Here is a 25351-nt window from a genome sequence, read left to right as displayed (position 1 = left end):
CTGTTTCCGGGTTGCGGGCAACATGCGCAACGAATGCCGCACTTTTGCACGCCTACCGGAGTTTCGGCCGGCTGCACGAGCAACGCCAAAGTTCCCACGTTTACACCGGCTGGCGCCTGTGTGTGGGGGCAGAGATCAAACAACGGAGAACACGAAAGTGCCTACGATTAACCAGCTGGTCCGCAAGGGCCGCACGCCGAAGGTCTCCAAGACCAAGGCTCCCGCGCTGAAGGGCAGCCCGATGCGCCGCGGTGTTTGCACCCGCGTTTACACCACCACTCCCAAGAAGCCGAACTCGGCTCTCCGTAAGGTGGCACGTGTGCGTCTCAACGGCGGCGTAGAAGTTACCGCCTACATCCCCGGTGTTGGCCACAACCTCCAGGAGCACTCCATCGTGCTCGTTCGTGGTGGTCGTGTTAAGGACCTTCCGGGTGTCCGCTACAAGATCGTCCGCGGCGCACTCGACACCCAGGGTGTAAAGAACCGCAAGCAGGCTCGCAGCCGTTACGGCGCAAAGATGGAGAAGAAGTAATATGCCTCGCAAGGGTCCGGCCCCGAAGCGGCCGCTAGTTTCCGATCCCGTTTACGGCTCCCCGTTGGTCACGCAGCTGATCAACAAGGTTCTTGTCGACGGCAAGAAGTCCACCGCAGAGCGCATCGTTTACGGCGCACTCGAAGGTGCACGTGCCAAGTCCGGCGGCGACCCCGTTGCCGCTCTCAAGAAGGCCATGGACAACGTCAAGCCTTCCCTCGAGGTGCGTTCACGCCGTGTCGGTGGCGCTACCTACCAGGTTCCGGTTGAGGTCAAGCCGGGTCGCTCCACCGCCCTCGCTCTGCGTTGGCTCGTGGGCTACTCCAAGGCCCGCCGTGAGAAGACCATGACCGAGCGCCTCCAGAACGAAATCCTGGATGCCTCCAATGGTCTTGGTGCCGCTGTGAAGCGTCGCGAAGACACCCACAAGATGGCCGAGTCCAACAAGGCCTTCGCACACTACCGCTGGTAAAAACTTTCCGGACGCCGCCGGCTCACTGAGCCGGCGGCGAACGTGTAGTCCATCCGAAAGGGAGACCCCGTGGCACAGGACGTGCTTACCGACCTTAATAAGGTCCGCAACATCGGCATCATGGCCCACATCGATGCCGGCAAGACCACCACTACCGAGCGCATCCTGTTCTACACGGGTGTGAACCACAAGATCGGCGAGACGCACGACGGCGCTTCGACGACTGACTGGATGGAACAGGAAAAGGAACGCGGCATCACCATCACGTCTGCCGCCGTGACTTGCTTCTGGGACAAGAACCAGATCAACATCATTGACACCCCGGGCCACGTTGACTTCACGGTTGAGGTTGAGCGCTCCTTGCGCGTCCTCGACGGTGCAGTCGCAGTGTTCGATGGCAAGGAAGGCGTGGAGCCGCAGTCTGAGACTGTTTGGCGCCAGGCTGACAAGTACAACGTTCCGCGTATCTGCTTCGTCAACAAGATGGACAAGCTGGGCGCTGACTTCTACTTCACCGTAGACACCATCATCTCCCGCCTTGGTGCCAAGCCGCTGGTCATGCAGCTGCCCATCGGTGCTGAGAACGACTTCATCGGTGTTGTTGACCTCCTCGAAATGCGCGCCCTGGTTTGGCCTGGCGACGCTAAGGGTGACGTCACCATGGGCGCTTCCTACGAAGTGCAGGAAATCCCGGCGGACCTCCAGGCGAAGGCCGAAGAGTACCGTGCACAGCTCGTTGAGACTGTGGCCGAGGCTTCCGAAGAGCTCATGGAGAAGTACCTCGAAGGTGAAGAACTCACCCTCGAAGAGATCAAAGCCGGCATCCGCAAGATGACCATCAACTCTGAGCTCTACCCGGTCTTCTGTGGTTCTGCCTTCAAGAACCGCGGTGTCCAGCCGATGCTTGACGCTGTTGTTGACTTCCTGCCGAACCCGCTCGACGTCCCGCCGATGATCGGTCACGATCCCCGCGACGAAGAGAAGGAACTCACCCGCAAGCCGTCTGCAGACGAGCCGTTCTCGGCCCTCGCCTTCAAGATTGCCGCGCACCCGTTCTTCGGCCAGCTGACCTTCGTCCGCGTGTACTCCGGTCACGTCGAGGCAGGCGCCCAGGTGGTTAACTCCACCAAGGGCAAGAAGGAACGCATCGGCAAGCTGTTCCAGATGCACGCCAACAAGGAAATGCCCGTCGAGGGCGCTACCGCCGGCCACATCTACGCAGCCATCGGTCTGAAGGACACCACCACGGGCGACACCCTGTGCGATGCCAACAACCAGATCGTCCTCGAGTCCATGAGCTTCCCGGAGCCCGTGATCTCGGTTGCCATCGAGCCCAACACCAAGGGTGACCAGGAGAAGCTCTCCACGGCCATCCAGAAGCTCTCCGCTGAGGACCCGACCTTCCAGGTCTCCCTCAACGAAGACACGGGCCAGACCATCATCGCCGGCATGGGCGAGCTTCACCTGGATATCCTGGTGGACCGCATGCGCCGCGAATTCAAGGTCGAGGCAAACGTTGGCAAGCCGCAGGTTGCTTACCGCGAAACCATCAAGCGCGCCGTTGAGCGCCTTGACTACACGCACAAGAAGCAGACCGGTGGTTCGGGTCAGTTCGCAAAGATCCAGATTGCGATCGAGCCCATGGACACCGCTTCCGGCGAGCTGTACTCGTTCGAAAACAAGGTCACTGGTGGCCGCGTTCCGCGCGAATACATCCCGTCCGTTGACGCTGGTATCCAGGATGCACTGAACGACGGCGTCCTGGCCGGTTACCCGGTTGTCGGCATCAAGGCCACGCTGATTGATGGCGCGTCCCACGACGTTGACTCCTCGGAAATGGCGTTCAAGATCGCCGGGCGTATGGCTTTCAAGGAAGCTGCACGCAAGGCGAACCCTGTTCTGCTTGAACCGCTGATGGATGTTGAGGTCCGCACACCTGAGGAATACATGGGTGATGTTATTGGTGACCTGAACGCCCGTCGTGGCCAGATGCAGTCCATGGAAGACGCAGCAGGTGTGAAGGTTATCCGTGCACACGTTCCGCTGTCCGGCATGTTCGGCTACATCGGTGACCTGCGGTCCAAGACCCAGGGTCGCGCTGTGTACTCCATGACGTTCAACAGCTACGCGGAGGTCCCCAAGGCAGTAGCCGACGAGATCATCCAGAAAACCCGCGGCGAGTAATCTCCCGGTAACGGATGCAATTCCGGTATCGGGAAGGCATCTGAGCGCTTGAGGCGGGGCTGCGGCGACAGCCGCGGCCCGGCCCCTGCGCAAACAGGCTCGAGGAACTACCATTGGTTCCTGAATCTGCAATTTCACCAAAACCAAGCCCCCAAGTAGACTTGCTAAAGTTTCTGCCGCGAAAAGCGCGGCCGAGGAGCACTTCACTTGAAATCGTTCTAGGAGGAACCTGTGGCAAAGGCAAAGTTCGAGCGGACTAAGCCGCACGTCAACATCGGCACCATTGGTCACGTTGACCACGGTAAGACGACGCTGACTGCCGCCATTTCCAAGGTGCTGTACGACCAGTACCCGGATCTCAACGAGCAGCGCGACTTCGCGTCGATCGACTCTGCTCCGGAAGAGCGCCAGCGCGGTATTACCATCAACATCTCCCACGTGGAGTACCAGACCGAGAAGCGCCACTACGCACACGTAGACGCCCCGGGTCACGCTGACTACATCAAGAACATGATCACCGGTGCTGCCCAGATGGACGGCGCAATCCTCGTGGTTGCTGCAACCGATGGTCCGATGGCTCAGACCCGTGAGCACGTTCTGCTCGCCCGCCAGGTTGGTGTTCCCTACCTGCTGGTCGCACTGAACAAGTCCGACATGGTTGATGACGAAGAACTCCTCGACCTCGTCGAAATGGAAGTTCGTGAGCTCCTGAGCTCGCAGGGCTTCGATGGCGATGAGGCTCCGGTTGTTCGCGTTTCCGGTCTCAAGGCTCTGGAAGGCGACCCGGTTTGGGTCAAGTCCGTCCAGGACCTGATGGCAGCTGTCGACGAGTCCGTTCCGGACCCCGTACGTGACCGCGACAAGCCGTTCCTGATGCCGATCGAAGACGTCTTCACGATCACCGGTCGTGGCACCGTTGTTACGGGCCGCGCCGAGCGTGGAACCCTCGCCATCAACTCCGAGGTTGAGATCGTCGGCATCCGCCCGATCCAGAAGACCACGGTTACCGGTATCGAGATGTTCCACAAGCAGCTCGACGAAGCATGGGCCGGCGAGAACTGTGGCCTCCTGCTCCGCGGTCTGAAGCGCGACGATGTCGAGCGTGGCCAGGTTGTCGTCAAGCCGGGTTCCATCACCCCGCACACCGACTTCGAGGCTAACGTCTACATCCTTTCCAAGGACGAAGGCGGACGTCACAACCCGTTCTACTCCAACTACCGCCCGCAGTTCTACTTCCGTACCACGGACGTAACCGGCGTTATCACCCTGCCGGAAGGCACGGAAATGGTTATGCCTGGCGACAACACTGAGATGACCGTTGCGCTCATCCAGCCGATCGCTATGGAAGAGGGCCTCGGCTTCGCTATCCGCGAAGGCGGCCGCACCGTTGGTTCGGGACGTGTCACCAGCATCATCAAGTAGTCTCTACTTGTAGATCGGTGAAACTCCGGCCCAGCCGGTAGTTAGCTAAGAGAACCCCACCGCTACGGCGGTGGGGTTCTTTTTGCTATAGTTACTCTATCGAATGGATAAAGGCAGGCCAGCTGCTGCGTCCGGCGCAACCTAGGAGCTTCCATGACTGCATTCCTCATACTGCTGCTCATCGTCGTCGTTGGCGGGGTTGGCTTTGCGGTCGGTTTGGCTAAGGGGCGCCGAGGGACTTCGTCCGATGCTTTTTCCACGCCGGACCAAGCCGCCTATCAAGCGGGCTACCTCGCCGGCCACCTGGCTGGTTGGCGGGATGCGGAGGCCAAGGGGCAGGGTAAGGACGGACCCTCGACCATGACAGTCACTCCTTCCCCTGTGAGCCCGCCAGTGGCTCCGCCCTACACGCAGTCGTCCACGGGGTTGCCCCCCCAGCACTCCATGCCAGCACCAGGTGTCCGGCACCCCGTGCCGAACCAAGCGGAGTATTTCCAGCCGCCTGGCCCGCAGCTCGTAGGCCCGACAGTCCCGTATTCATCGCGGCGGGCCGTTCCGCAACAGGCCGTGCCACGGCAACCTGTCCCTCAGTCGCAGGCGGCTTTCCTTGCTCAGCAGCCGCCGGTCGTGCGGGAAACTCCCGAAGCCGCCGCTGCCCGCAAGGCGAAGCGTGACCAGCAAAACATCAACGTCACCCTCTACGTGGCCAGCCTTCTGCTGGTAGCTGCAGGGGCCTTGTTCGTGGGCACGAGCCTTCCTGCACTCTTCCGCTTCGTGGGTATTTGGTTCATCACTGTCTTGTTCTATGTGTCGGGCATGGTGATCCATTCCCGGGTTCCCCGCCTGCGACCAGCTGCGGTTGCCTTCGTCGGAACCGGCCTGGCACTCATCCCCGTCACCGGCTTGGCCATGTACAACTTCGTTCTCCACAACGGTCCGGCTGCCTGGCTGGTCACATCGTTGCTGGGCACGGCCGTTTATGCATACACAGCAGTAAAACTGGACAACAAAGTCCTGGCCTTCCTTTCCCTGAGTTTCGTCGTCTCAACGGCGTGGTCCGGTGTCTCCGTGCTTGGGGGCGCCTTGGTCTGGTACTTCACGGCACTCATCGGCGTGGCCGTTCTCCTGACTGTTGTTTCCTTGCTGCGTCCCAAGTGGCTTCCTCCGTTGTATGTCCGTCCGCTGATGGTGCTGCACCCCTCCCTGGTTCCCCTCGTGGCCGTTGTCGTGACCTTCACTCCGCAGCTTTTGTCGAAGGGGGAGTACGCCTGGGTGATGTTGATGTGCGGCATCTACTTCGCTGTCATGTTCTTCGTGCCGCGGGCCCGGTACAGGAGGCAGCATCTTTATGCTGCCAGGGCTGCGCTGACACTGGCTGTCCTCGGGGTGGTGTGGGATATCACCGGTGACGTGAGCTCGGTGATGTTGGCAGCCATAGTCTGCCTCAGTGTTCAGTCCCTGGCAGTTGCCTTCGGCGGCAGGAAGTTGTTGCCGCGCTTCTGGTGGAACGACGCCATTTCCTGTCTGGCCTTGCAATTGATCACTTCGGCCGTACTCACTGTTGTGCTGGAGTTCGGGGCGTTCGACCTTCCCAACTATGTTCCGCTGTCCCTGACAATGCTGACTGCCATGGTGGTTGGTTGGAAACTGGGCCAAGGCATGGAGTTCGCCCCGGCCGTGGTGCTCGGGGTGGGAGGTGCGCTCGGAGGCCTGCTGGGTGCATGGACCGTCGCGGCACTCTTGGCTTCAGCGGCACTCTACTGGTTCGTGCGCGCAACGATTGGGCCGGTTGCTTCCCGCCGGTACTTGATTCTTGCGGGACGGATCGCGTTCACCCTGGCAGTGCCCGCCGGTGTGGCAGGCATGATGACCGGAAATCCGGACAGGACTGCCTACTCCCTGATAGCGCTAGTGGCCGTGGCTGCTGTGCAGCAAGTTGTGAGCGCAGGGCTTGAACGAGGGGGAGTCCGCCTGTTGGCTCCGCAAGCGTCTGTGGCCGGCTTCGGCGGTGCCGCCGCGGCTGGGCTTCTTGTCCTCCCGGTGTTCGATGACGGCGCCGGACGCCCGGTAGTGGCTGCAGCTGTTCTGCTCCTCTTGTCGGCGGGCCTGGTCTCGGGCCTCCTGATGTTTCCGGGAACTCATCGGGCGCCGGATGCACCGGTGGCGTGGCGCCCGACGGTGGCTGAGGTAATCGCTCCGGCAACTGCGGTTCTTGCTGGCGGCATGGCAGCATCATTCGTGTCCTGGACGCTTGGAAATGCTGTCCTGCTGGCTTTGCTTGCTTACCTTGTGGTCACGGCCCTTCGAATCCACCCGTCCTTCCACAGGCAGTGCTATTGGTGGCTGGCCCGGGCAACCGGCACGGTGCTGGCGGCGTCGGCCTACGGAGATGCAACGCGCGATGGCTGGAGCATTCGCCTCGTAGGTGAAGTTCCCGCGATTGGGCTTGTACTCGTCATGGCTGCTGCGCTCCAGTTGTTCCTTCCCCTGCACGCCGGCAACCGACGCCGTTACCCCCGTGCTTCCGTGCTCGATGCCGGCGCTGTGGTTGTCGTCATGGCCGCGGCTACCACCTTCCTTACTGTCACCACCGAGTGGGGAGCTTGGAGCGTCAGGGACAGCTGGCAGCCGGGTGTTGCCGCGGTAACAACTGCCGTCGCTGCCGTCCTGGTCAGTTCGGTTCTCCGAAGTCACTCCGCAGCGTGGATCTTCGCTCCCTTGGCATTTGTGCTCCTCCTGGCTCTTCGGCTGGGGAATATCCGGGACGTCGAAATCTTGCTTGCCATCTTCGCGAGCTACAGCGGTTTCATGATGGGCGTGGTAGGCGACCGGTTGATCCGGGGTGGTTACCTGCTTGGCGTCCGGGTGCTTGCGGGCGCCTTGATCGCTGTAACGGTCGGTGATGTCACGGACTCGCCCGCAGCGGTGACCATCAGCCTGGCCCTCGTGCTTGCGTTCCAGCATGTGTTCACCTTGGTCCTGCGCAGGCGTGGCGTGGATGTCGCCTTCCAACAGGCAACCGTTCAGCTCACCTTGGGTGCCCAACTCCTGCTGCCGTTCACCTACTTGCTCGCTGGAGATTACGACGGCGGTGGCCGCTGGGTGCTGTTGCTTCAGTTGGCCTTGGTCCCGGCTTCCGCTGTGGTCGCCTGGCGTGTCCTCGGTGCACGCGGATCCCAATACTTCGGTGTCGCGGCCATAGGAGCGGGAGTCATCGCAGCCGGGCCCGCGCTCACGTTCCCTGTATCTACCTGGCTGCACCAACCACTGCTGGACAAGTCCCAAGTACCCGTAGTCTTGCTCGCGCTGGCTTTCGCCATGATTGCGGCAAGGGCCGTGTTCCGGCCGGAAAAGACGCCTGCCGGTGCAATCGAGGGTGTTACAGAGCGGTGGTTCTGGCTCATCTCTGCCATCGCGTTCACGGTTGTGGGTGGCCTACTGACCTTCGGTGTGTCCTACTCCCTGACCGGACTTTCCGTGTTGGTCCTGGCTTGTGTTCTGTTCTCAGCCTCACACTTTGAACGAATCCCGGCTCTTTATGGGGCAGCCGCTCCAGCCGTGCTGGTAGGGGCGATTCCCGCCGTCGACGGGCTGCTGCAAGGCCTGCCTGCGGGCGTCTGGAGCGATTACGCTGTTTGGCTCATTGGCGGAGTCGGGACCGCTGTGCTCCTTTATTCGCTAAAGACCTTTGGCGGACCGGCAATGAGGGACGAGGACTGGCGGCGGAACTCCCTGGTTGCGGCCGCGGCCTTGGCTGTTGCATCATCCGCGGCGGTGGGACTGGGAAGCGACGAAACATCCATGGTCGGGTTTATCCTGGTGGTCGCAACCGGGGTGCTGGTGGTGGCTGAGGTTCCGCACGGTAAATGGGTGGCCGCTGAGGTTGGGGGACTGGTCTCTGTCGCAGCCCTCCAACGGGCGGTCCTGTTTGTGGACGCATCCAGGCCTGATTGGTTCTGGGCCGCGCAGTGGTACGTGATAGCCGGCGCCGTTATAGCAGGGCTGCGCTACATGAAGGGGCAGCGGGCGGAGGGCCTGCTTCGGCTGTGCGTTGCAGCCGGAGCTCTGTCGCTCACGTCCGTGGGGACCATCTTCAGCGGTACTTCATCGCAGCAACTGTACGTACTCGTGGCACATGTCCTGCTACTGGCCGCCGGCCTGCTGCTGGCGGAGCGGGTACTTGTCTGGTGGGGTGCCATTGCCGTTGCGCTGAGCATCATGTGGGCGTTGCGCTCCTATGCCTTTGCGATGCTTGCCCTCGTCGCTTTGGGCCTGATTGTGCTGGCGGTGTGGCGCTTGAACCGGAAGCCGCCAGGCAATACAGGCGGACCGGGAGAGGGCGGAGCTCCGAGTGACGCCCCGCCTGCGCGGACCCGTGACGGAATCCGATAATGTTGCAGTCTACGGAGAGGAGCGCACCATGGAATTTCTGATTTTCCTGGCAGTCATTGCAGCTATCGGCGGCGGCGTGTTGTGGGGTCGAAAGAACTTTAAGACCGAGATCGAACGCGCCAAGAGGATTCGGCGCGCCAACAAAAACAAGTAGGGCAACGTTCCGTAGTGCCGGAGTTAACCCGGGCGGGCTACATGAAGGTAACGTCCGCGGGCTATAAGTGACGGTGACGTGCACGGCCCAGCGCCCGGTACCAGTAGAACGAATCCTTGGGCGTCCTTTCCAAGGTTTCGAAGTCCACATGGATCAGGCCGAATCGCTGCGAGTAGCCCGCCGCCCACTCGAAATTGTCCAACAAGGTCCAGACGTAGTACCCGCGAAGATCCACATCCTCGGCGATGCCTCCAGGCCCGGTTGCCGTCAGTGCGTGTCCTAGGTGTTCAGCCAAGTACGTGATGCGGTTGGTGTCCTGGACGGGTCCTTCAACGTGGGCAGGTTCGGGATAGCTGGCTCCGCCTTCGGTGATGTAAATGGGAGGAAGTGCATCACCGTACCGGTCCTTCATTTCGCGTAGCAGCAGGGCCAGGTACTCAGGCGCAACCGGCCAGCCGAACCCGGTGGTCTCATACTCCTGGTAGGCGGCCAGGTGGAATGGAACCTTGGTCATCTCCGGCGACCTTCCGGTGGGTATCTCCGCCGGACCGGGGCCTGCCGCGGCCTTCACGGGGTAGTAGTAGTTGAGCCCATAGAAGTCCAGCGGTTGGCTGATCAATTCGAGATCGCCGTCGTGAACTGTACCCAGCGAGCGGAACCACGGTTTCATGGGCAGGGGTGGCTTGGGATATTGGCCCAGCAGTATCGCATCGGCATAGATGCGGTTGAGGATCAGGTCCAGGGCCTGCGCCATCAATCGGTCGCCGAGACTGGTGCTGGCGGGTTCGACGGGGCAGTGCATGTTGGACACGCCGATCTGACCCTTCACTCCGGCGCCTCGGAGGGCCTGGACCGCCATTCCATGGCCCAGCAATTGATGATGTGCGGCAGGCAGTGAGTCGAACAGCAGTTGCCGGCCTGGTGCGTGCACTCCCAACGAGTATCCCTGGACGGTGACTGACACGGGCTCGTTCATGGTCACCCAGTGCTCAACGCGATCCCCGAAGCGCTCGGCTGCGGCTTGGCAGTAAACAGCGAAGCGTTCGGCTGTGTCCCTGTTCATCCACCCCCCGGCATGTTCCAACTCCAGCGGGGTATCCCAGTGGTACAAGGTGGCCATAGGGGAGATGCCTGCGGCAAGGAGTTTATCGATCAGGCGATCATAGAAGTCCAACCCCCGCTGGTTGACCGCGCCCTTGCCTCCGGGCTGGATGCGCGGCCACGAGAGTGAGAATCGGTAGGAGTCGACTCCGAGCTCCTGCATCAAGGCGATGTCTTCGTCCGAACGGTTATAGTGATCGCAGGCCACGGTGGGGGAGCCGCCGTCGACTATTGCTCCAGGCTTTTCACAGAACGCATCCCACCCGGACGGTCCCCGCCCATCAGCGGTCAGCGAACCTTCTATCTGGAAGGCTGCGGCCGCGACACCCAGCGTGAACCCCGGGCGGAGTCGGGCGGCGAGATCTTCCACGGAGCCTGAATCCTGGGCGTTCATGACCCCATCATCCTCACCGGATGGGGGCCGGGCAATGGCTCCTCAGCGTCGATTGGCCTTTACACCATATTTCCGCCATACTGGATGAGTTGTTCAAGCGCTTCTTCGTGTCCCGATCCGGATAATGCCGGGTGTCAGGGTCCAGGCTGAAGCCCAAACATAACCCTGAACCCCATGATTGCGGTCGAGTTTGCGTGGAAATCGCGACACGCCCGACCGCGGGGGTCGGTGCGCCGACAAGGTGAGGAACCCGGATTACTTCGGATTCAGCTTGTGCGGCGTGTGGTGGTAAATCCTCAAACGCTTCGGCGGCCACATCAACAGGTAAGTAAACAGAGCAGCCCTAACTAGAGCAGCACTAGCTGAAAGAGAGTCAGGCGACATGGCGGGACAAAAAATCCGCATCCGGCTGAAGTCATATGACCACGAGGTCATTGATGTTTCAGCGCGGAAGATCGTTGAGACGGTCACGCGCGCAGGCGCAACGGTAGTCGGCCCGGTGCCGCTGCCGACGGAGAAGAACGTTTACTGCGTTATTCGCTCTCCTCACAAGTACAAGGACAGCCGTGAGCACTTCGAAATGCGTACTCACAAGCGTCTGATCGACATCATCGACCCCACGCCGAAGGCTGTTGACTCGCTTATGCGTCTCGACCTGCCCGCCGACGTGAACATCGAAATCAAGCTCTAGGGAGGTGCTGAGAGACTATGACCGCAACCCGTAACGTAAAGGGCCTGCTGGGCACGAAGCTCGGCATGACCCAGGTCTGGGACGAGAACAACAAGCTCATCCCGGTAACTGTTGTCCAGGCTGACTCGAACGTCATCACCCAGCTGCGCAACGCAGAGGTAGATGGCTACGTCGCCGTACAGATCGGCTACGGCCAGATCGACCCCCGCAAGGTCACCAAGCCGCTGGCTGGTCACTTTGAAAAGGCTGGCGTGACTCCTCGTCGCCACGTCGTCGAACTGCGTACCGCAGACGCCGCATCCTACGAGCTGGGCCAGGAGCTCTCTGTTGAGATCTTCGAAGCCGGCCAGAAGATCGACGTCGTCGGCACCTCCAAGGGTAAGGGCTTTGCCGGTGTTATGAAGCGTCACGGCTTCCACGGCGTTGGCGCTTCCCACGGTGCCCACAAGAACCACCGTAAGCCTGGCTCCATCGGTGGCGCATCCACCCCGAGCCGCGTCTTCAAGGGCCTGAAAATGGCCGGCCGCATGGGCGCCGAGCGTCACACCACGCTGAACCTCACGGTTCACGCCATTGACGCTGAGAAGTCGCTGCTCCTTATCAAGGGTGCCGTTCCCGGTGCCCGCGGCCAGGTCGTACTCGTACGCACCGCCGTGAAGGGAGCCTAGTTAAATGACTAGCACTGTCAAGGTAGACCTGCCTGCAGAGATCTTCGACGTCCAGACCAACGTGCCGTTGCTGCACCAGGTCGTCGTCGCACAGCTCGCTGCTGCACGCCAGGGTACCCACAAGACGAAGACCCGCGCCGAGGTTTCCGGTGCAGGTCGCAAGCCGTTCAAGCAGAAGGGTACCGGCCGCGCCCGTCAGGGTTCCATCCGTGCTCCTCACATGACCGGCGGTGGCGTTGTCCACGGTCCGACTCCTCGTGACTACAGCCAGCGCACCCCCAAGAAGATGAAGGCTGCTGCACTCCGCGGCGCCCTGTCTGACCGCGCCCGCAACGGCCGCATCCACGTCATCGCTGAACTGGTAGCCGGCACCAAGCCGTCCGCCAAGGAAGCACTGGCTTCGCTGCGTGCAGTCTCCGAGCGCAAGAACCTGCTCGTCGTAATCGAGCGCGCCAACGATGTTGCTGCACTCTCCGTGCGCAACCTCGAAGGTATTCACGTTCTGTACGCAGACCAGTTGAACACCTACGACGTGCTTGTCTCCGACGACGTGGTCTTCACCAAGGCTGCTTTCGAGGCGTTCGTCGCTGACAAGGCCAAGAACGAGGAGGCCTCCAAGTGAGCGTAACCACCATCAAGGACCCGCGCGACGTCGTGCTTGCACCCGTCGTTTCGGAAAAGAGCTACGGTCTGATCGACGAAGGCAAGTACACCTTCCTGGTGGACCCTCGCTCGAACAAGACCGAGATCAAATTGGCCGTTGAGAAGATCTTCTCGGTCAAGGTTGACTCGATCAACACCATCAACCGTGCCGGTAAGCGCAAGCGCACCAAATTCGGCTGGGGACAGCGCAAGAGCACCAAGCGTGCAATTGTCACCCTCAAAGAAGGCACAATCGACATCTTCGGCGGTCCGCTCGCGTAGCGGAGACCACTTTAACGAGGAAATAAATTATGGGAATCCGTAAATACAAGCCGACTACCCCGGGCCGTCGTGGCTCGAGCGTAGCCGACTTCGCTGAAATCACGCGATCGACTCCGGAAAAGTCGTTGCTGCGTCCGCTGCACAAAACAGGCGGCCGTAACAACTCCGGTAAGATCACCACCCGTCACAAGGGTGGTGGGCACAAGCGCCAGTACCGTCTGATCGACTTCCGTCGTCACGACAAGGACGGCATCAACGCCCGCGTTGCCGAAATCGAGTACGACCCGAACCGTACGGCTCGCATCGCACTCCTGCACTACGTTGATGGCACCAAGCGTTACATCATCGCTCCTAACAAGCTGTCCCAGGGTGACTTCGTCGAGGCTGGTCCTGACGCTGACATCAAGCCGGGCAACAACCTGCCGCTGCGCAACATCCCGGTTGGTACCGTAATCCACGCAGTTGAACTGCGTCCGGGTGGCGGCGCCAAGATGGCACGTTCCGCAGGTGCTTCGGTACAGCTCGTTGCCAAGGAAGGCCGCTTCGCACAGTTGCGTCTGCCCTCCGGCGAAATCCGCAACGTTGACGTGCGCTGCCGCGCAACCGTCGGCGAGGTCGGCAACGCCGAGCAGTCGAACATCAACTGGGGCAAGGCCGGCCGTATGCGCTGGAAGGGCGTTCGCCCGACCGTCCGTGGTGTAGCCATGAACCCGGTTGACCACCCGCACGGTGGTGGTGAAGGTAAGACTTCCGGTGGACGTCACCCGGTTAACCCGAACGGCAAGCCCGAGGGCCGTACCCGGCGTCCGAACAAAGAGAGCGACAAGCTTATTGTTCGTCGCCGCCGTACTGGCAAGAACAAGCGATAGGAGCCTGGACACATGCCACGCAGCCTGAAAAAAGGTCCTTTCGTTGACCAGCACCTCTTTGTGAAGGTCGCACGGGAAAACGATAAGGGCACCAAGAACGTCATCAAGACCTGGTCCCGCCGTTCGATGATCATCCCCGACATGCTCGGGCACACGATCGCCGTACACGACGGACGCAAGCACATCCCGGTGTTTGTCACAGAGTCGATGGTCGGGCACAAGCTCGGCGAATTCGCTCCCACGCGGACATTCCGCGGCCATGTTAAGGACGACCGTAAGGGCAAGCGCCGCTAGGCGCCTGACTTTACGTCTTAGACGAGAGAAGGAAAGCAATGGAAGCCAAGGCTATTGCGCGTCACATCCGCGTAACGCCTATGAAGGCCCGGCGCGTCGTCAACCTTGTTCGTGGTAAGCAAGCGAATGAGGCTCTGGCAATTCTGAAGTTTGCCCCCCAGGCAGCTTCGGAGCCGGTATTCAAGGTACTTCAGTCGGCAATGGCCAACGCACGTGTCCTCGCGGACCGTGACGGCGTTGCATTCGACGACAGCGACCTCTTCATCACCGAAGCATTTGTTGATGAAGGCCCGACCATGAAGCGGTTCCAGCCGCGTGCCCAGGGCCGCGCCTACCGCATTAGGAAGCGGACCAGCCACATCACGCTGGTTGTCGCAACCCCGGAGAAAGAGGAGGCTCGCTAAGTGGGACAGAAAGTAAACCCGCACGGGTTCCGACTCGGCATCACCACCGACCACGTTTCGCACTGGTTCGCTGACAGCACCAAGCCCGGACAGCGCTACAAGGATTTCGTCCGCGAGGACATCAAGATCCGTCAGCTCATGTCCACCGGCATGGAGCGCGCCGGCATCGCCAAGGTCGAGATCGAGCGCACCCGTGACCGTGTCCGCGTGGATATCCACACGGCACGCCCGGGTATCGTTATCGGCCGCCGCGGCGCTGAAGCAGACCGCATCCGCGGCGAGCTCGAAAAGCTCACCGGCAAGCAGGTTCAGCTGAACATCCTCGAGGTCAAGAACCCCGAGATGGAAGCACAGCTTGTTGCCCAGGGCATCGCTGAGCAGCTGACTTCCCGCGTGGCTTTCCGCCGTGCGATGAAGAAGGCAATGCAGTCCGCACAGCGTGCGGGTGCCAAGGGTATCCGTGTTGCTTGCTCGGGTCGTCTGGGTGGCGCAGAAATGTCCCGCTCGGAGTTCTACCGCGAAGGCCGTGTGCCCCTGCACACCCTCCGCGCGAACATCGACTACGGCTTCTACGAAGCCAAGACCACCTTCGGCCGTATCGGTGTGAAGGTTTGGATCTACAAGGGTGACGTAACTGCCAAGGAACTGGCTCAGCAGGCAGCTGCTGCTCCGTCCCGTGGCCGTGCAGGAGACCGTCCGGGCCGCCCGGGTGGCGACCGCCGTCGTCGTAACGACCGTCCGGCAGCTGAGGCAGCACCCGCTGCCGTTGAAGCACCGGCCGCTGAAGCTGCTGCTCCGGCAGCAGAAGGAGGACAGGCTTAAATGCTTATCCCACGTCGAGTCAAGCACCGTAAGCAGCACCACCCGGGTCGTTCCGGCGCTGCAACGGGCGGCACCAAGGTCAGCTTCGGTGAGTACGGTATCCAGGCTCTCAGCCCGGCATACGTAACCAACCGTCAGATCGAGTCCGCTCGTATCGCGATGACCCGCCACATCAAGCGTGGCGGCAAGGTCTGGATCAACATCTACCCGGACCGTCCGCTGACGAAGAAGCCTGCTGAAACCCGTATGGGTTCCGGTAAGGGTTCTCCGGAATGGTGGGTCGCAAACGTCAAGCCGGGCCGGGTTCTCTTCGAACTCTCCGGTGTCAATGAAGAGGTAGCTCGCGAGGCCCTGCGCCTGGCAATCCACAAGCTCCCGTTGAAGGCACGCATTGTGCGTCGCGAAGGTGGTGAATAGAAATGGCAGTAGGGTCGAAGGATCTCGCACCCGCACAGCTGGACGGTTTCGACAACGAGCGTCTCGTTGAAGAACTCCGCAAGTCCAAGGAAGAGCTGTTCAACCTGCGTTTCCAGTCCGCCACCGGACAGCTGGAGAACCACGGTCGCCTGCGTGCGGTAAAGAAGGACATCGCACGCATCTACACCGTTCTCCGTGAGCGCGAGCTGGGCATTCGTGCCGAGGTTGCCGCACCGGTTGTGGAAGCCAAGGAAGAAAAGAAGTCCAAGAAGGCTGCCAAGGCTGAAAAGGCCGAGGTTGAAGCTGGAGAGGACGCCAAGTGAGCGAGAAGGAAACTGTGACGGAAGCAGCAGCCAGCGCTGAACAGCGCGGTTACCGTAAGACGCGTCGCGGCTACGTTGTCTCTGACAAGATGGAAAAGACCATCGTTGTTCAGGTTGAAGACCGCGTGAAGCACGCTCTGTACGGCAAGGTTATTCGCCGCACCTCGAAGATCAAGGCTCACGACGAAGAGAACACCGCCGGCATCGGCGACCTCGTTCTCATCTCTGAGACCCGCCCGCTGTCCGCTACCAAGCGGTGGCGTCTGGTGGAGATCCTCGAAAAGGCCAAGTAAATCCGACGCCGGGCACGCCTGGCAGTGATTCACTGGAAAGGCCCGCATTCCTTTGGGAATGCGGGCCTTTCCGCTTCTCCCGCCGTTTCGGTTTCAGGCTGTAAACGTGCTAGGATATTGAGTTTGTATGGCGCCACTTGTGCGTCGTCCACTACCTCGTAAACAATCGTGCCGCTGCATACTGCCCCGCGCAGAGTTTTCTGCAAGGGAAGCTGATGCTTGTGGCACGGGCGTTTAGGCCTGTACTGGCAAAATCCAGGCAGGTCAAGAGACACCCCGATCAACCGTTCCGCAAGGCTCATTCCGTATGCATGATTTCGGTCTGAGAACCGGCGCGACGCAAGGAGTAAAAATTGATTCAGCAGGAGTCGCGACTCAAGGTCGCCGACAACACGGGTGCTAAGGAAATCCTTACCATTCGCGTTCTCGGTGGATCCGGTCGTCGCTACGCAGGCATCGGCGACGTCATCGTCGCCACCGTCAAGGACGCTATCCCTGGCGGCAACGTAAAGAAGGGTGACGTCGTCAAGGCTGTCATCGTTCGTACCAAGAAGGAACGCCGCCGTGCGGATGGTTCCTACATCAAGTTTGACGAAAACGCAGCTGTGATCCTGAAGAACGACGGTGACCCCCGCGGTACCCGTATCTTCGGCCCGGTTGGTCGTGAACTTCGCGACAAGAAGTTCATGAAGATCGTTTCGCTGGCCCCGGAGGTGCTTTAGTCCATGGCTAAGATCAAGAAGGGTGACCTCGTTCAGGTCATCACTGGCGCCAAGCAGGAACGTGGCGGCGACCGCGGCAAGCAGGGCAAGGTCCTGCGCGTATTCCCCGACACCAACCGCGTGCTGGTAGAGGGAATCAACCGCGTCACCAAGCACTCCAAGGTCGGTCAGTCGCAGCGCGGCACCAAGACCGGTGGCATCGAGGTTGTTGAAGCCCCGATCCACGTTTCCAACGTTGCTTTGGTTGACCCGTCCACCAAGAAGCCGACCCGTGTTGGTTTCCGTCTCGACACCGTTGAGAAGGATGGCGCTACCAAGACCGTCCGTATCCGCGTGTCCAAGGCCACCGGGAAGGACATCTAATGACTGAGACTCTCGAGACTCCGGTAAAGATCGTTCCGCGTCTGAAGACGAAGTACGCAGAGACCATCAAGAAGTCACTGCAGGACGAATTCAGCTACGCGAACGTCAACCAGGTTCCCCGCCTGGTGAAGGTTGTAGTGAACATGGGTGTTGGAGATGCCGCCAAGGACTCCAAGCTGATCGACGGCGCTGTCCGCGACCTCACCCTGATCACCGGCCAGAAGCCGCAGGTAACCAAGGCCCGCAAGTCTATCGCACAGTTCAAGCTGCGCGAAGGCATGCCCATCGGTGCACACGCAACTCTGCGTGGAGACCGCATGTGGGAATTCGTGGACCGTCTGGTTTCGCTGGCACTGCCGCGTATCCGCGACTTCCGCGGCCTCAACGGCAAGCAGTTTGATGGCAACGGCAACTACACCTTCGGTCTGACCGAGCAGGTTATGTTCCACGAAATCGACCAGGACTCCATTGACCGCGTTCGCGGTATGGACATCACGGTCGTCACCACCGCCAAGACCGATGACGAAGGCCGCGCGCTGCTCAAGGCGCTTGGTTTCCCGTTCAAGACCGAAAACTAACTACGTGACAGGTCCGTCCGCGCAGGCTCTTAGGAGCAAGCGCAGCGGAAACCGGTACGAGGAAGGGCTATAGCCCAAATGACTATGACAGATCCTGTCGCAGACATGCTCACGCGTCTGCGCAATGCAAACTCGGCATACCACGACACCGTGTCCATGCCGTACAGCAAACTGAAGGCACGCGTTGCTGACATCCTGAAGGCAGAAGGCTACATTGCCGGCTGGAAGGAAGAAGACGCCGAGGTTGGCAAGAAGCTGACCATCGACCTGAAGTTCGGTCCGAACCGCGAGCGTTCCATCGCTGGCGTCCGCCGCATCTCCAAGCCGGGCCTCCGCGTTTACGCGAAGTCCACCAACCTGCCGCACGTGCTGGGTGGCCTGGGTATCGCAATCCTGTCCACCTCTTCCGGCCTCCTGACTGACAAGCAGGCCGGCAAGAAGGGCGTGGGCGGCGAAGTCCTCGCGTACGTCTGGTAACGGGAAAGGAAGAGAATAATGTCACGTATTGGACGTCTCCCCATCACCGTTCCTGCCGGAGTTGAGGTCAAGCTCGATGGCTCCGTCATCAGCGTCAAAGGTGCCAAAGGCGAGCTGAGCCACACTGTGGCCAGCCCGATCGAGGTTACCCAGGAAGAGAACACTCTCACGGTCACCCGCCCGAACGACGAGCGCAACTCGCGTTCGCTGCACGGCCTGACCCGCACCCTGATCGCCAACATGATCCAGGGCGTTACCGAGGGCTACGAGAAGAAGCTTGAAATCGTTGGTACTGGTTACCGCGTTCAGGCCAAGGGTTCTGACCTGGAGTTCGCTCTGGGCTACAGCCACCCGGTCAGCGTCTCTGCACCCGAAGGCATCACCTTCGTAGTAGAGGGTCCGACCAAGCTCTCTGTTGCGGGTATCAACAAGCAGCAGGTCGGCGAGGTTGCTGCCAACATTCGCAAGCTGCGCAAGCCCGACCCCTACAAGGGCAAGGGTGTCCGTTACGCCGGCGAAGTCATCCGCCGCAAGGTCGGAAAGGCTGGTAAGTAAACCATGGCCATCGCAATTAACAAGAAGCGTTCGAACAAGAGCAAGTCTGCTGCACGCAGCCGTCGCCAGCTTCGTATCCGCAAGCGCATCACCGGTACGGCTGTACGTCCTCGTCTGGTCGTCAACCGTTCGGCACGTCACGTATTCGTCCAGGTTGTCGATGACAGCAAGGGTGTAACCGTGGCTTACGCTTCCACCCTGGAAGCTGACCTCCGCGCATTTGACGGAGACAAGACTGCCAAGGCCAAGCGCGTCGGCGAGCTCGTAGCCGAGCGTGCCAAGGCTGCAGGCGTCGAAGCTGTTGTCTTCGACCGTGGCGGTAACAAGTACCACGGCCGCATCGCCGCCGTCGCTGACGGTGCTCGCGAAGGTGGGCTGGCACTGTGACCGTTGAAAATAACGAAAAGGACACCCAGGTGACTGAAGCTGTAGCTGCTGAAGCAACTGAGACCGCACCCGCTACCGATGACCGCCGCGGCGGACGTCGTGGTGAGCGCGGCGACCGTGGCCAGGGCCGCGGCGACCGTGGTGGCCGTGGTGGCCGCGACGGCGGTCGTGAGGCTGAGAAGAGCCAGTTCGTAGAGCGCGTTGTCACCATCAACCGCGTTGCCAAGGTCGTCAAGGGTGGTCGTCGCTTCAGCTTCACCGCTCTCGTCGTCGTCGGTGACGGCAACGGTATGGTCGGCGTCGGCTACGGCAAGGCCAAGGAAGTTCCCGCGGCTATCGCAAAGGGCGTTGAAGAGGCCAAGAAGTCCTTCTTCCGCGTTCCCCGCGTTGGCAGCACCATCCCGCACCGTGTGCAGGGTGAGGCCGCTGCAGGTGTAGTCCTGCTGCGTCCGGCTTCCGCCGGTACCGGTGTTATCGCCGGTGGTCCGGTCCGCGCGGTATTGGAGTGCGTGGGTATCCACGACATCCTCTCCAAGTCGCTCGGTTCCTCAAACGCGATCAACATCGTTCACGCGACTGTTGCCGCTCTGAAGCAGCTCGAAGAGCCCGCTTCCGTGGCTGCCCGCCGTGGCCTGCCGCTGGACGAGGTTGCTCCTGCTGCTCTGGTGCGCGCGCTCCAGAACCAGAAGGCAGGTGTTTAGTCATGGCTAAGAACCTGACTCCCTCCGACGCCAAGTTGGAGATCACCCAGATCAAGGGCGTCATTGGCGCCAAGCAGAACCAGAAGGCCACCCTCCGGTCTCTCGGCCTGAAGCGCATCGGACACACCGTTGTCCGTAACGCTGACGCTGTGACCGTTGGAATGCTGAACACGGTTCCGCACCTCGTGAATGTAGAGGAGGCGAAGTAATGGCAGAGAACAAGACCGCCGAAGAGACTGCTGAGAAGCAGCACGCTCTGAAGGTCCACCACCTGCGCCCCGCCCCGGGTGCCAAGACCGCCAAGACCCGTGTTGGTCGTGGTGAAGGCTCCAAGGGTAAGACCGCTGGTCGCGGTACCAAGGGTACGAAGGCCCGCTACCAGGTAAAGGCTGGCTTTGCCGGCGGCCAGCTGCCGCTGCACATGCGCCTGCCGAAGCTGCGCGGCTTCAAGAACCCGTTCCGGGTTGAGTTCCAGGTTGTTAACCTGGAGAAGCTCAACGAGCTGTTCCCGGAAGGTGGCGTTGTCACCGTCGAGTCCCTGGTTGAGAAGGGTGCCGTTCGCAAGAACCAGCCCGTCAAGGTGCTGGGCACCGGCGACATCACCGTCAAGGTTGACGTCACCGCCCACGCATTCTCTTCCAGCGCTGCGGAAAAGATTGCTGCAGCAGGCGGAAGCACCACTGCTCTCTAAGAGCCAGTGGGGCAAATGCCCGTTGTAAAAGGATCCCGGTATGCGGGGCTTCGGCCCTGTATACCGGGATTTTTTGCGTGATTGTGGACTCTCGATTATTCCGACGGCGTCACAAGCGGTTAGACTCGGTTGTTGGGTTTCATTGATCCCATCCACATCCTTGTACTTTCTACTCAGGAGGACGCTTGCTAAGCGCATTCGGCCGGGCGTTTCGGACGCCTGATTTGCGACGCAAGTTGTTGTTCACGCTGGGAATCATCACAATCTTCCGCTTGGGAGCTTTTATCCCCTCGCCTGGTGTGAACTACCAGAATGTCCAGCAATGCTTGAACACCGGTGACACCTCGCAGGGCATCTACCAGCTGGTGAACTTGTTCAGCGGCGGCGCGTTGCTGCAGGTTTCAGTGTTTGCCTTGGGCATCATGCCCTACATCACGGCGAGCATCATCGTGCAGCTGCTCCGGGTGGTCATTCCCCGGTTCCAGCAGCTCTACGAAGAGGGCTCCTCCGGTCAGTCAAAGTTGACGCAGTACACCCGGTACCTCACTATCGCTCTCGGACTGCTGAACGCCACCACGTTGGTGTCGCTCGCCCGGTCCGGCCAGCTGCTGCCAGGCTGCAACCTGCCCATCATTCCTGATGAGAGCATCATGACCACCATCCTCATCATCATCACGTTGACGGCCGGCACAGGCCTCATCATGTGGATGGGCGAACTGGTCACCGAAAAGGGTGTGGGCAACGGCATGTCGCTGCTCATCTTCACCTCCATCGCTGCAAGCTTCCCCGGCTCGCTGGGCTCCATCTGGGAGTCGAAGGGCCCGGGCACCTTCTTCATGGTCCTGGCCGTCGGCTTGCTGACGGTGGCCTTGGTGGTCTTCGTGGAGCAGTCCCAGCGCCGCGTTCCCGTTCAGTACGCCAAGCGCATGATCGGACGCCGCACAGTGGGTGGCACCAGCACCTACATCCCCATCAAGGTGAACATGGCCGGCGTCGTGCCTGTTATCTTCGCCTCCTCCATGCTCTACCTGCCCGGGCTGATTTCACAGTTCAACCAGCCGGCGCCAGGGGAGCAGATGGCCCCGTGGGTTGAGTGGATCAACAACAACCTCACCCGTGGCGACCACCCCATCTACATGGCGCTGTATTTCGCCATGATTGTTTTCTTCACCTACTTCTACGTTGCCATCACCTTCAACCCTGAAGAAGTGTCGGACAACATGAAGAAGTACGGCGGGTTTATTCCGGGCATCCGGGCGGGTAAACCGACCGCGGACTACCTGCAGTACGTGCTTTCCAGGATCACCTTGCCTGGAGCCCTTTACCTGGGCTTCGTGGCGTTGATTCCTTTGGTTGCACTCGTCCTGATCAACGCCAACCAGAACTTCCCGTTCGGTGGCACGTCAATCCTGATCATGGTGGGTGTTGGCCTGGAGACCGTCAAGCAGATTGATGCGCAGCTACAACAACGTCACTACGAAGGGCTTTTGCGATGACGAGAATGCTGATCATTGGACCTCCCGGTTCGGGCAAGGGTACGCAGGCTGAGCGGATTTCCGAGCGCCTCGGCGTAGTCGCCATCTCCACCGGCGACATCTTCCGTGCCAACGTAAAGGGCGAAACCCCTTTGGGCATCGAAGCAAAGAAGTACATGGACGCCGGGGACTTCGTTCCGGACAGCGTCACGAACGACATGGTTCGCGATCGCCTGAGCCAGAGCGACGTCGAAAACGGCTTCCTCCTGGATGGCTACCCGCGCACCACCGCGCAGGTGGACTACCTTGACCAGATCCTCGCTGAGGGTGAGCAGGAGCTCGACGTCGTGCTCCAGCTGACCGCCGACGATGAAGAGCTGGTAACCCGCCTCCTTGGCCGCGCCAAGGAAACGGGCCGTTCGGATGACAACGAAACCGTCATCCGGCACCGCCTGGATCTCTACCACGAGCAGACTGAGGCAGTTGTGGCCAAGTACGCCGAGCGTGGCATCCTCACGCAGGTTGATGGCATCGGTGGTATCGACGAAGTTACCGACCGTGTGCTGACGGCGATCGAGTCGGCCAAGGCCGTTTAGCTGGTTCTCCACATAGCCGGTAAAACGGCAGTGGAGCGAGGGGTGTGTCCCGTACGGTGAGTGCGGGACACGCCCCTTTCTTTTTCACGCTGCATTCCAATTTCGGCCATGCTCCCGGGTACGGGAAAATGGTTGAAGCACGGGGCCTGGTCGGCCTCGACAGCAAACCTTCCAGAGGAGATCATGGCGTTCGGTCAGCCCCGCATTGAATACAAAACCAACGAGCAGATGCGCACCATGCACCAGGCAGGCCTTGTCCTGAGCCGTGCACTCGACGCTGCCGTTGCGGCGGCCAAGCCGGGCGTCACCACCAAGGACCTGGACGATGTCTTCGCCGCAGTCCTCAACGATGCCGGAGCAAAGTCGAACTTTCTTGGTTATCACGGCTTCCCGGCCACCATCTGCACCTCGGTCAATGAGGAAGTGGTGCATGGCATCCCGGGCGGCAGGGTCCTCAACGACGGCGATATTATCTCCATCGACGGCGGCTGCATCGTTGACGGCTGGCATTCCGACTCTGCCAGGACCGTAATTGTTGGCAACGTTGATCCCGAAGACCAGCGTCTTTCCGATGTCACCGAGGCAGCCATGTGGCGGGGCATCGCAGCCCTCGCCCAAGGCAAGTTTGTGGGAGACATCGGCAACGCGATCGATGACTATGTGTCATCCGTCCCTGGAAAGCCGTTGGGCATCCTGGAGGATTACGTCGGCCACGGCATTGGTTCGGAGATGCACATGGCCCCGGACGTTCTGAACTACCGGACCAGCCACCGCGGCCCCAAGATCCGGCCCGGCCTATGCCTGGCCATTGAACCCATGCTGGTACGTGGAGGCATCGAGACTGCTACCCTCGACGACGACTGGACCGTCGTCACCACGGACGGCAAGCGTTCCTGCCAGTGGGAGCATTCGGTAGCTGTTCACGAAAAGGGCATCTGGGTCCTGTCCGCCCCGGATGGGGGCGCCGAGCAGTTGGCACCGCTCGGCGTCGTGCCTGTTCCCATCCCGTAACACCTGCAAATGAAGAGCTGGGCTACTCAAGTAGCCCAGCTCTTTGCATATCCAGGAAAGCAGTTATGCCTTCAGTTTGGGCTTTACATCCTTGGTGTAGATGCCCTCGAGGGTCTTCTTTAGCTCGGTCATGGTTGTTTGGACGTCACCTTGTTGCGTCAGTATCTTGGCCGCCGATTTGGCCATCTCCTGGTCAGCGCCCGGCAAGAACACGCGGGCATTGTCCTGAACCCTGGTGGCGGTGAGTTGATCCATGGCGGTCTTGATCTGTGGCGTTGCCGCAAGAACCGCTGTCATGTCAGCTGAGAGCCTGGTGGGCATGTAGCCGGTGGCGGCCGAGAAGGCGGCAGTGTTCTCAGGTTCGGTCATGAACTTGAGGAACGTCGCCGCGGCCAACTGCTCTTCCTTGCTGATGCCGCTGGGGATGCCGAGGCCCGCGCCGCCCGTGGGGCAAACGCCGCTGGGCGCCTCAGGGCCGCCGGGCAGGAAGCCGACGCCAACGTTGAATTTGGCGGCCTTCAGGACGCCGAGCAAGGAACCTGTGGAAGAGATAGTTGACGAGGTGATCCCGGCGGCGAAGTCGTCTGCTGCCTCTTTGGACGAAACGCCGGCCCAACCGTCCTTATAAATGGAGTCCTGGGCCCACTGAAGTGCGGCTACGGACTGCGGCGAATCGCAGGTGATGTTCCAGTCCTTTGACCAGCTGCCTCCCCAACCCCACAGGTTGTTCTGCAGGGTCCACCCTGCGTAGCCGGCCAGGGCGGGGTAGATGTAGGCGTATTGTGCACCCGAGGTGGCCTTGAGTTTCGGCGCCCACTCTGCGAACTCTTGCCAGGTGGCCGGCGCCCTGTCGGGAAGTCCGGCGGCCTTGAAATGGTCCTTGTTGTAGTAGAAAAGCGGCGTGGAACGGCCGTAGGGGAGCGCCCACTGCTTGTCCTCGTATTTGTAGTCGTCCACCAGCGACTTTTGGAAGTCGTCGATTTTGATATCCAGCTGCTTCACCAAGCTATCGATGGGAATGATGCTGCCGTTGGAGTAGTAGCGGAACCACCAGACGTCAGAAAGGACTACCAGTCCCGGCAAGCCCGTCTTGGCTGCCTGCGACGTCTGGAACTTCTGGGCGATCTCTTCGTAGTTGGCGCCCGCCGTCACCAGGTTGACCTTGATGTCTGGGAATTTGGCGTGGAACTTCTCGATAATCGCCTTCTCCACGTCCTGTGACTTACCCGGGTGGTTGGTCCAGAAGTCGATGGAAGCTGCGGGCTTTACTCCGCTGAAGTCAATCGTGGCGGTGTCGACGGCGTCTGCCGTACCCGCCGTCGACGGTCCGCCGCATGCGGCGAGGGCCGCAGCTCCGGCGCCGAGGCCTGCCAGTCCAAGGAAATGTCGGCGGTCAAGGTTGGTGTGCATGATGCTTCCTCTCAATAACGTACTTCGAT

General features: G+C 60.7%; 31 protein-coding genes. 29 read left to right on the top strand and 2 right to left on the bottom strand.

From position 1 onward, the window contains the following. The first annotated feature begins 157 nt into the window (after positions 1-157). The 6 genes from rpsL to KCX59_RS15950 all read left to right on the top strand — a co-directional run bounded on the left by rpsL (position 158) and on the right by KCX59_RS15950 (position 9156). Entirely contained in the window at positions 158-532 is a 375-nt protein-coding gene (rpsL, locus tag KCX59_RS15975; RefSeq protein WP_009358312.1) for a 30S ribosomal protein S12, read from the top strand. A 1-nt stretch (position 533) separates the two neighbouring features. Beyond that, positions 534-1004, top strand: a complete 471-nt coding sequence (gene rpsG / locus KCX59_RS15970; RefSeq protein ID WP_003803829.1) for a 30S ribosomal protein S7 — start codon at positions 534-536, stop codon at positions 1002-1004. Positions 1005-1073: 69 nt separating this feature from the next. Beyond that, positions 1074-3188 (top strand): elongation factor G, encoded by a 2115-nt coding sequence (gene fusA / locus KCX59_RS15965; RefSeq protein WP_091469000.1) that lies wholly within the window; start codon positions 1074-1076, stop codon positions 3186-3188. Between the two features lie 231 nt (positions 3189-3419). Further along, on the top strand, positions 3420-4610 hold the full coding sequence (gene tuf / locus KCX59_RS15960) for an elongation factor Tu (protein ID WP_011775598.1): 1191 nt from the start codon (positions 3420-3422) through the stop codon (positions 4608-4610). Positions 4611-4763: 153 nt separating this feature from the next. Beyond that, on the top strand, positions 4764-9002 hold the full coding sequence (locus KCX59_RS15955; RefSeq protein ID WP_179019721.1) for a hypothetical protein: 4239 nt from the start codon (positions 4764-4766) through the stop codon (positions 9000-9002). A 28-nt stretch (positions 9003-9030) separates the two neighbouring features. Continuing rightward, on the top strand, positions 9031-9156 hold the full coding sequence (locus tag KCX59_RS15950) for a hypothetical protein (protein WP_256870824.1): 126 nt from the start codon (positions 9031-9033) through the stop codon (positions 9154-9156). Between the two features lie 61 nt (positions 9157-9217). On the opposite strand, the gene KCX59_RS15945 is transcribed toward KCX59_RS15950, so the two are convergent. Further along, complete coding sequence (locus tag KCX59_RS15945; protein ID WP_178997201.1) at positions 9218-10651, bottom strand: GH1 family beta-glucosidase; 1434 nt, start codon at positions 10649-10651, stop codon at positions 9218-9220. A 382-nt stretch (positions 10652-11033) separates the two neighbouring features. Here KCX59_RS15945 and rpsJ point away from each other — a divergent pair, with 382 nt between their 5' ends. The 23 genes from rpsJ (at position 11034) to map (ending at position 23912) form a co-directional block, all read left to right on the top strand. Then, on the top strand, positions 11034-11342 hold the full coding sequence (rpsJ, locus tag KCX59_RS15940; protein WP_003803825.1) for a 30S ribosomal protein S10: 309 nt from the start codon (positions 11034-11036) through the stop codon (positions 11340-11342). A gap of 17 nt (positions 11343-11359) precedes the next feature. Then, the gene (rplC, locus tag KCX59_RS15935) at positions 11360-12010 is read left to right on the top strand and encodes a 50S ribosomal protein L3 (RefSeq protein ID WP_011775595.1); all 651 of its coding nucleotides are present in this window, start codon (positions 11360-11362) and stop codon (positions 12008-12010) included. A 4-nt stretch (positions 12011-12014) separates the two neighbouring features. Then, complete coding sequence (gene rplD / locus KCX59_RS15930; RefSeq protein ID WP_091468992.1) at positions 12015-12632, top strand: 50S ribosomal protein L4; 618 nt, start codon at positions 12015-12017, stop codon at positions 12630-12632. Continuing rightward, positions 12629-12934 carry a 50S ribosomal protein L23 gene (gene rplW, locus KCX59_RS15925; RefSeq protein WP_011775593.1) on the top strand — a complete coding sequence of 102 codons (306 nt, stop codon included), beginning with the start codon at positions 12629-12631 and terminating at the stop codon, positions 12932-12934. Before rplD ends, rplW begins: the two co-directional genes overlap by 4 nt. A gap of 29 nt (positions 12935-12963) precedes the next feature. Further along, entirely contained in the window at positions 12964-13803 is an 840-nt protein-coding gene (gene rplB / locus KCX59_RS15920; protein WP_011775592.1) for a 50S ribosomal protein L2, read from the top strand. Between the two features lie 12 nt (positions 13804-13815). After that, the gene (gene rpsS, locus KCX59_RS15915; RefSeq protein ID WP_011775591.1) at positions 13816-14097 is read left to right on the top strand and encodes a 30S ribosomal protein S19; all 282 of its coding nucleotides are present in this window, start codon (positions 13816-13818) and stop codon (positions 14095-14097) included. A gap of 38 nt (positions 14098-14135) precedes the next feature. Beyond that, a complete protein-coding gene (gene rplV / locus KCX59_RS15910; RefSeq protein WP_011775590.1) occupies positions 14136-14501 on the top strand; it encodes a 50S ribosomal protein L22 in 366 nt (121 codons plus the stop codon). Further along, positions 14502-15323 carry a 30S ribosomal protein S3 gene (rpsC, locus tag KCX59_RS15905; protein WP_011775589.1) on the top strand — a complete coding sequence of 274 codons (822 nt, stop codon included), beginning with the start codon at positions 14502-14504 and terminating at the stop codon, positions 15321-15323. It abuts the gene before it with no gap. Next, the gene (gene rplP / locus KCX59_RS15900; RefSeq protein WP_003803795.1) at positions 15324-15740 is read left to right on the top strand and encodes a 50S ribosomal protein L16; all 417 of its coding nucleotides are present in this window, start codon (positions 15324-15326) and stop codon (positions 15738-15740) included. Between the two features lie 2 nt (positions 15741-15742). Then, on the top strand, positions 15743-16063 hold the full coding sequence (gene rpmC, locus KCX59_RS15895) for a 50S ribosomal protein L29 (protein WP_014922387.1): 321 nt from the start codon (positions 15743-15745) through the stop codon (positions 16061-16063). Beyond that, positions 16060-16356: a 30S ribosomal protein S17 gene (rpsQ, locus tag KCX59_RS15890; RefSeq protein ID WP_011775587.1), complete on the top strand. Its 297-nt coding sequence runs from the start codon at positions 16060-16062 to the stop codon at positions 16354-16356. The genes rpmC and rpsQ overlap by 4 nt, the downstream gene beginning before the upstream one ends. Before the next feature lie 353 nt (positions 16357-16709). Further along, positions 16710-17078: a 50S ribosomal protein L14 gene (gene rplN / locus KCX59_RS15885; RefSeq protein WP_003803789.1), complete on the top strand. Its 369-nt coding sequence runs from the start codon at positions 16710-16712 to the stop codon at positions 17076-17078. Between the two features lie 3 nt (positions 17079-17081). After that, on the top strand, positions 17082-17441 hold the full coding sequence (rplX, locus tag KCX59_RS15880; protein ID WP_011775586.1) for a 50S ribosomal protein L24: 360 nt from the start codon (positions 17082-17084) through the stop codon (positions 17439-17441). Further along, a complete protein-coding gene (gene rplE / locus KCX59_RS15875) occupies positions 17441-18019 on the top strand; it encodes a 50S ribosomal protein L5 (RefSeq protein ID WP_011775585.1) in 579 nt (192 codons plus the stop codon). The genes rplX and rplE overlap by 1 nt, the downstream gene beginning before the upstream one ends. A gap of 78 nt (positions 18020-18097) precedes the next feature. Next, on the top strand, positions 18098-18496 hold the full coding sequence (gene rpsH / locus KCX59_RS15870; RefSeq protein WP_011775584.1) for a 30S ribosomal protein S8: 399 nt from the start codon (positions 18098-18100) through the stop codon (positions 18494-18496). An 18-nt stretch (positions 18497-18514) separates the two neighbouring features. Continuing rightward, complete coding sequence (rplF, locus tag KCX59_RS15865) at positions 18515-19051, top strand: 50S ribosomal protein L6 (protein WP_062073167.1); 537 nt, start codon at positions 18515-18517, stop codon at positions 19049-19051. A 3-nt stretch (positions 19052-19054) separates the two neighbouring features. Continuing rightward, a complete protein-coding gene (gene rplR / locus KCX59_RS15860) occupies positions 19055-19438 on the top strand; it encodes a 50S ribosomal protein L18 (protein ID WP_011775582.1) in 384 nt (127 codons plus the stop codon). 29 nt (positions 19439-19467) lie between these two features. After that, the gene (gene rpsE, locus KCX59_RS15855; RefSeq protein ID WP_011775581.1) at positions 19468-20139 is read left to right on the top strand and encodes a 30S ribosomal protein S5; all 672 of its coding nucleotides are present in this window, start codon (positions 19468-19470) and stop codon (positions 20137-20139) included. A 2-nt stretch (positions 20140-20141) separates the two neighbouring features. Continuing rightward, entirely contained in the window at positions 20142-20348 is a 207-nt protein-coding gene (gene rpmD, locus KCX59_RS15850; RefSeq protein ID WP_011775580.1) for a 50S ribosomal protein L30, read from the top strand. Beyond that, a complete protein-coding gene (rplO, locus tag KCX59_RS15845) occupies positions 20348-20830 on the top strand; it encodes a 50S ribosomal protein L15 (RefSeq protein WP_011775579.1) in 483 nt (160 codons plus the stop codon). The genes rpmD and rplO overlap by 1 nt, the downstream gene beginning before the upstream one ends. A 185-nt stretch (positions 20831-21015) precedes the next feature. Further along, positions 21016-22326 (top strand): preprotein translocase subunit SecY, encoded by a 1311-nt coding sequence (gene secY, locus KCX59_RS15840; RefSeq protein WP_017200273.1) that lies wholly within the window; start codon positions 21016-21018, stop codon positions 22324-22326. A gap of 5 nt (positions 22327-22331) precedes the next feature. Further along, positions 22332-22901, top strand: a complete 570-nt coding sequence (locus KCX59_RS15835) for an adenylate kinase (protein WP_178997654.1) — start codon at positions 22332-22334, stop codon at positions 22899-22901. Between the two features lie 183 nt (positions 22902-23084). Then, positions 23085-23912, top strand: a complete 828-nt coding sequence (map, locus tag KCX59_RS15830) for a type I methionyl aminopeptidase (RefSeq protein WP_178997199.1) — start codon at positions 23085-23087, stop codon at positions 23910-23912. 63 nt (positions 23913-23975) lie between these two features. Here map and KCX59_RS15825 read toward each other — a convergent pair whose 3' ends face one another. Next, positions 23976-25322: an ABC transporter substrate-binding protein gene (locus KCX59_RS15825; protein WP_178997197.1), complete on the bottom strand. Its 1347-nt coding sequence runs from the start codon at positions 25320-25322 to the stop codon at positions 23976-23978. Positions 25323-25351: the final 29 nt, after the last annotated feature.

It is taken from the genome of Paenarthrobacter nitroguajacolicus (assembly GCF_051027655.1).
GTDB classification, from domain to species: Bacteria; Actinomycetota; Actinomycetes; order Actinomycetales; family Micrococcaceae; genus Arthrobacter; species Arthrobacter nitroguajacolicus.
The sequence above is the reverse complement of the archived record's forward strand: the minus strand, read 5'-3'. Positions and strand labels throughout refer to the sequence as shown.

Excerpts from the sequence above, each read along its gene's own strand:
- rpsS (WP_011775591.1), top strand. The coding sequence starts at position 13,816 with ATGCCACGCAGCCTGAAAAAAGGTCCTTTCGTTGACCAGCACCTCTTT.
- KCX59_RS15825 (WP_178997197.1), bottom strand. The coding sequence starts at position 25,322 with ATGCACACCAACCTTGACCGCCGACATTTCCTTGGACTGGCAGGCCTC.
- KCX59_RS15945 (WP_178997201.1), bottom strand. The coding sequence starts at position 10,651 with ATGAACGCCCAGGATTCAGGCTCCGTGGAAGATCTCGCCGCCCGACTC.
- rpsG (WP_003803829.1), top strand. The coding sequence starts at position 534 with ATGCCTCGCAAGGGTCCGGCCCCGAAGCGGCCGCTAGTTTCCGATCCC.
- rplD (WP_091468992.1), top strand. The coding sequence starts at position 12,015 with ATGACTAGCACTGTCAAGGTAGACCTGCCTGCAGAGATCTTCGACGTC.
- rplP (WP_003803795.1), top strand. The coding sequence starts at position 15,324 with ATGCTTATCCCACGTCGAGTCAAGCACCGTAAGCAGCACCACCCGGGT.
- rplV (WP_011775590.1), top strand. The coding sequence starts at position 14,136 with ATGGAAGCCAAGGCTATTGCGCGTCACATCCGCGTAACGCCTATGAAG.
- rplR (WP_011775582.1), top strand. The coding sequence starts at position 19,055 with ATGGCCATCGCAATTAACAAGAAGCGTTCGAACAAGAGCAAGTCTGCT.
- rplO (WP_011775579.1), top strand. The coding sequence starts at position 20,348 with ATGGCAGAGAACAAGACCGCCGAAGAGACTGCTGAGAAGCAGCACGCT.
- rplC (WP_011775595.1), top strand. The coding sequence starts at position 11,360 with ATGACCGCAACCCGTAACGTAAAGGGCCTGCTGGGCACGAAGCTCGGC.
- map (WP_178997199.1), top strand. The coding sequence starts at position 23,085 with ATGGCGTTCGGTCAGCCCCGCATTGAATACAAAACCAACGAGCAGATG.
- rpsH (WP_011775584.1), top strand. The coding sequence starts at position 18,098 with ATGACTATGACAGATCCTGTCGCAGACATGCTCACGCGTCTGCGCAAT.
- rpmD (WP_011775580.1), top strand. The coding sequence starts at position 20,142 with ATGGCTAAGAACCTGACTCCCTCCGACGCCAAGTTGGAGATCACCCAG.
- KCX59_RS15835 (WP_178997654.1), top strand. The coding sequence starts at position 22,332 with ATGCTGATCATTGGACCTCCCGGTTCGGGCAAGGGTACGCAGGCTGAG.
- rplF (WP_062073167.1), top strand. The coding sequence starts at position 18,515 with ATGTCACGTATTGGACGTCTCCCCATCACCGTTCCTGCCGGAGTTGAG.
- rplX (WP_011775586.1), top strand. The coding sequence starts at position 17,082 with ATGGCTAAGATCAAGAAGGGTGACCTCGTTCAGGTCATCACTGGCGCC.
- rpmC (WP_014922387.1), top strand. The coding sequence starts at position 15,743 with ATGGCAGTAGGGTCGAAGGATCTCGCACCCGCACAGCTGGACGGTTTC.
- KCX59_RS15955 (WP_179019721.1), top strand. The coding sequence starts at position 4,764 with ATGACTGCATTCCTCATACTGCTGCTCATCGTCGTCGTTGGCGGGGTT.
- rplE (WP_011775585.1), top strand. The coding sequence starts at position 17,441 with ATGACTGAGACTCTCGAGACTCCGGTAAAGATCGTTCCGCGTCTGAAG.
- KCX59_RS15950 (WP_256870824.1), top strand. The coding sequence starts at position 9,031 with ATGGAATTTCTGATTTTCCTGGCAGTCATTGCAGCTATCGGCGGCGGC.
- rplB (WP_011775592.1), top strand. The coding sequence starts at position 12,964 with ATGGGAATCCGTAAATACAAGCCGACTACCCCGGGCCGTCGTGGCTCG.
- rpsJ (WP_003803825.1), top strand. The coding sequence starts at position 11,034 with ATGGCGGGACAAAAAATCCGCATCCGGCTGAAGTCATATGACCACGAG.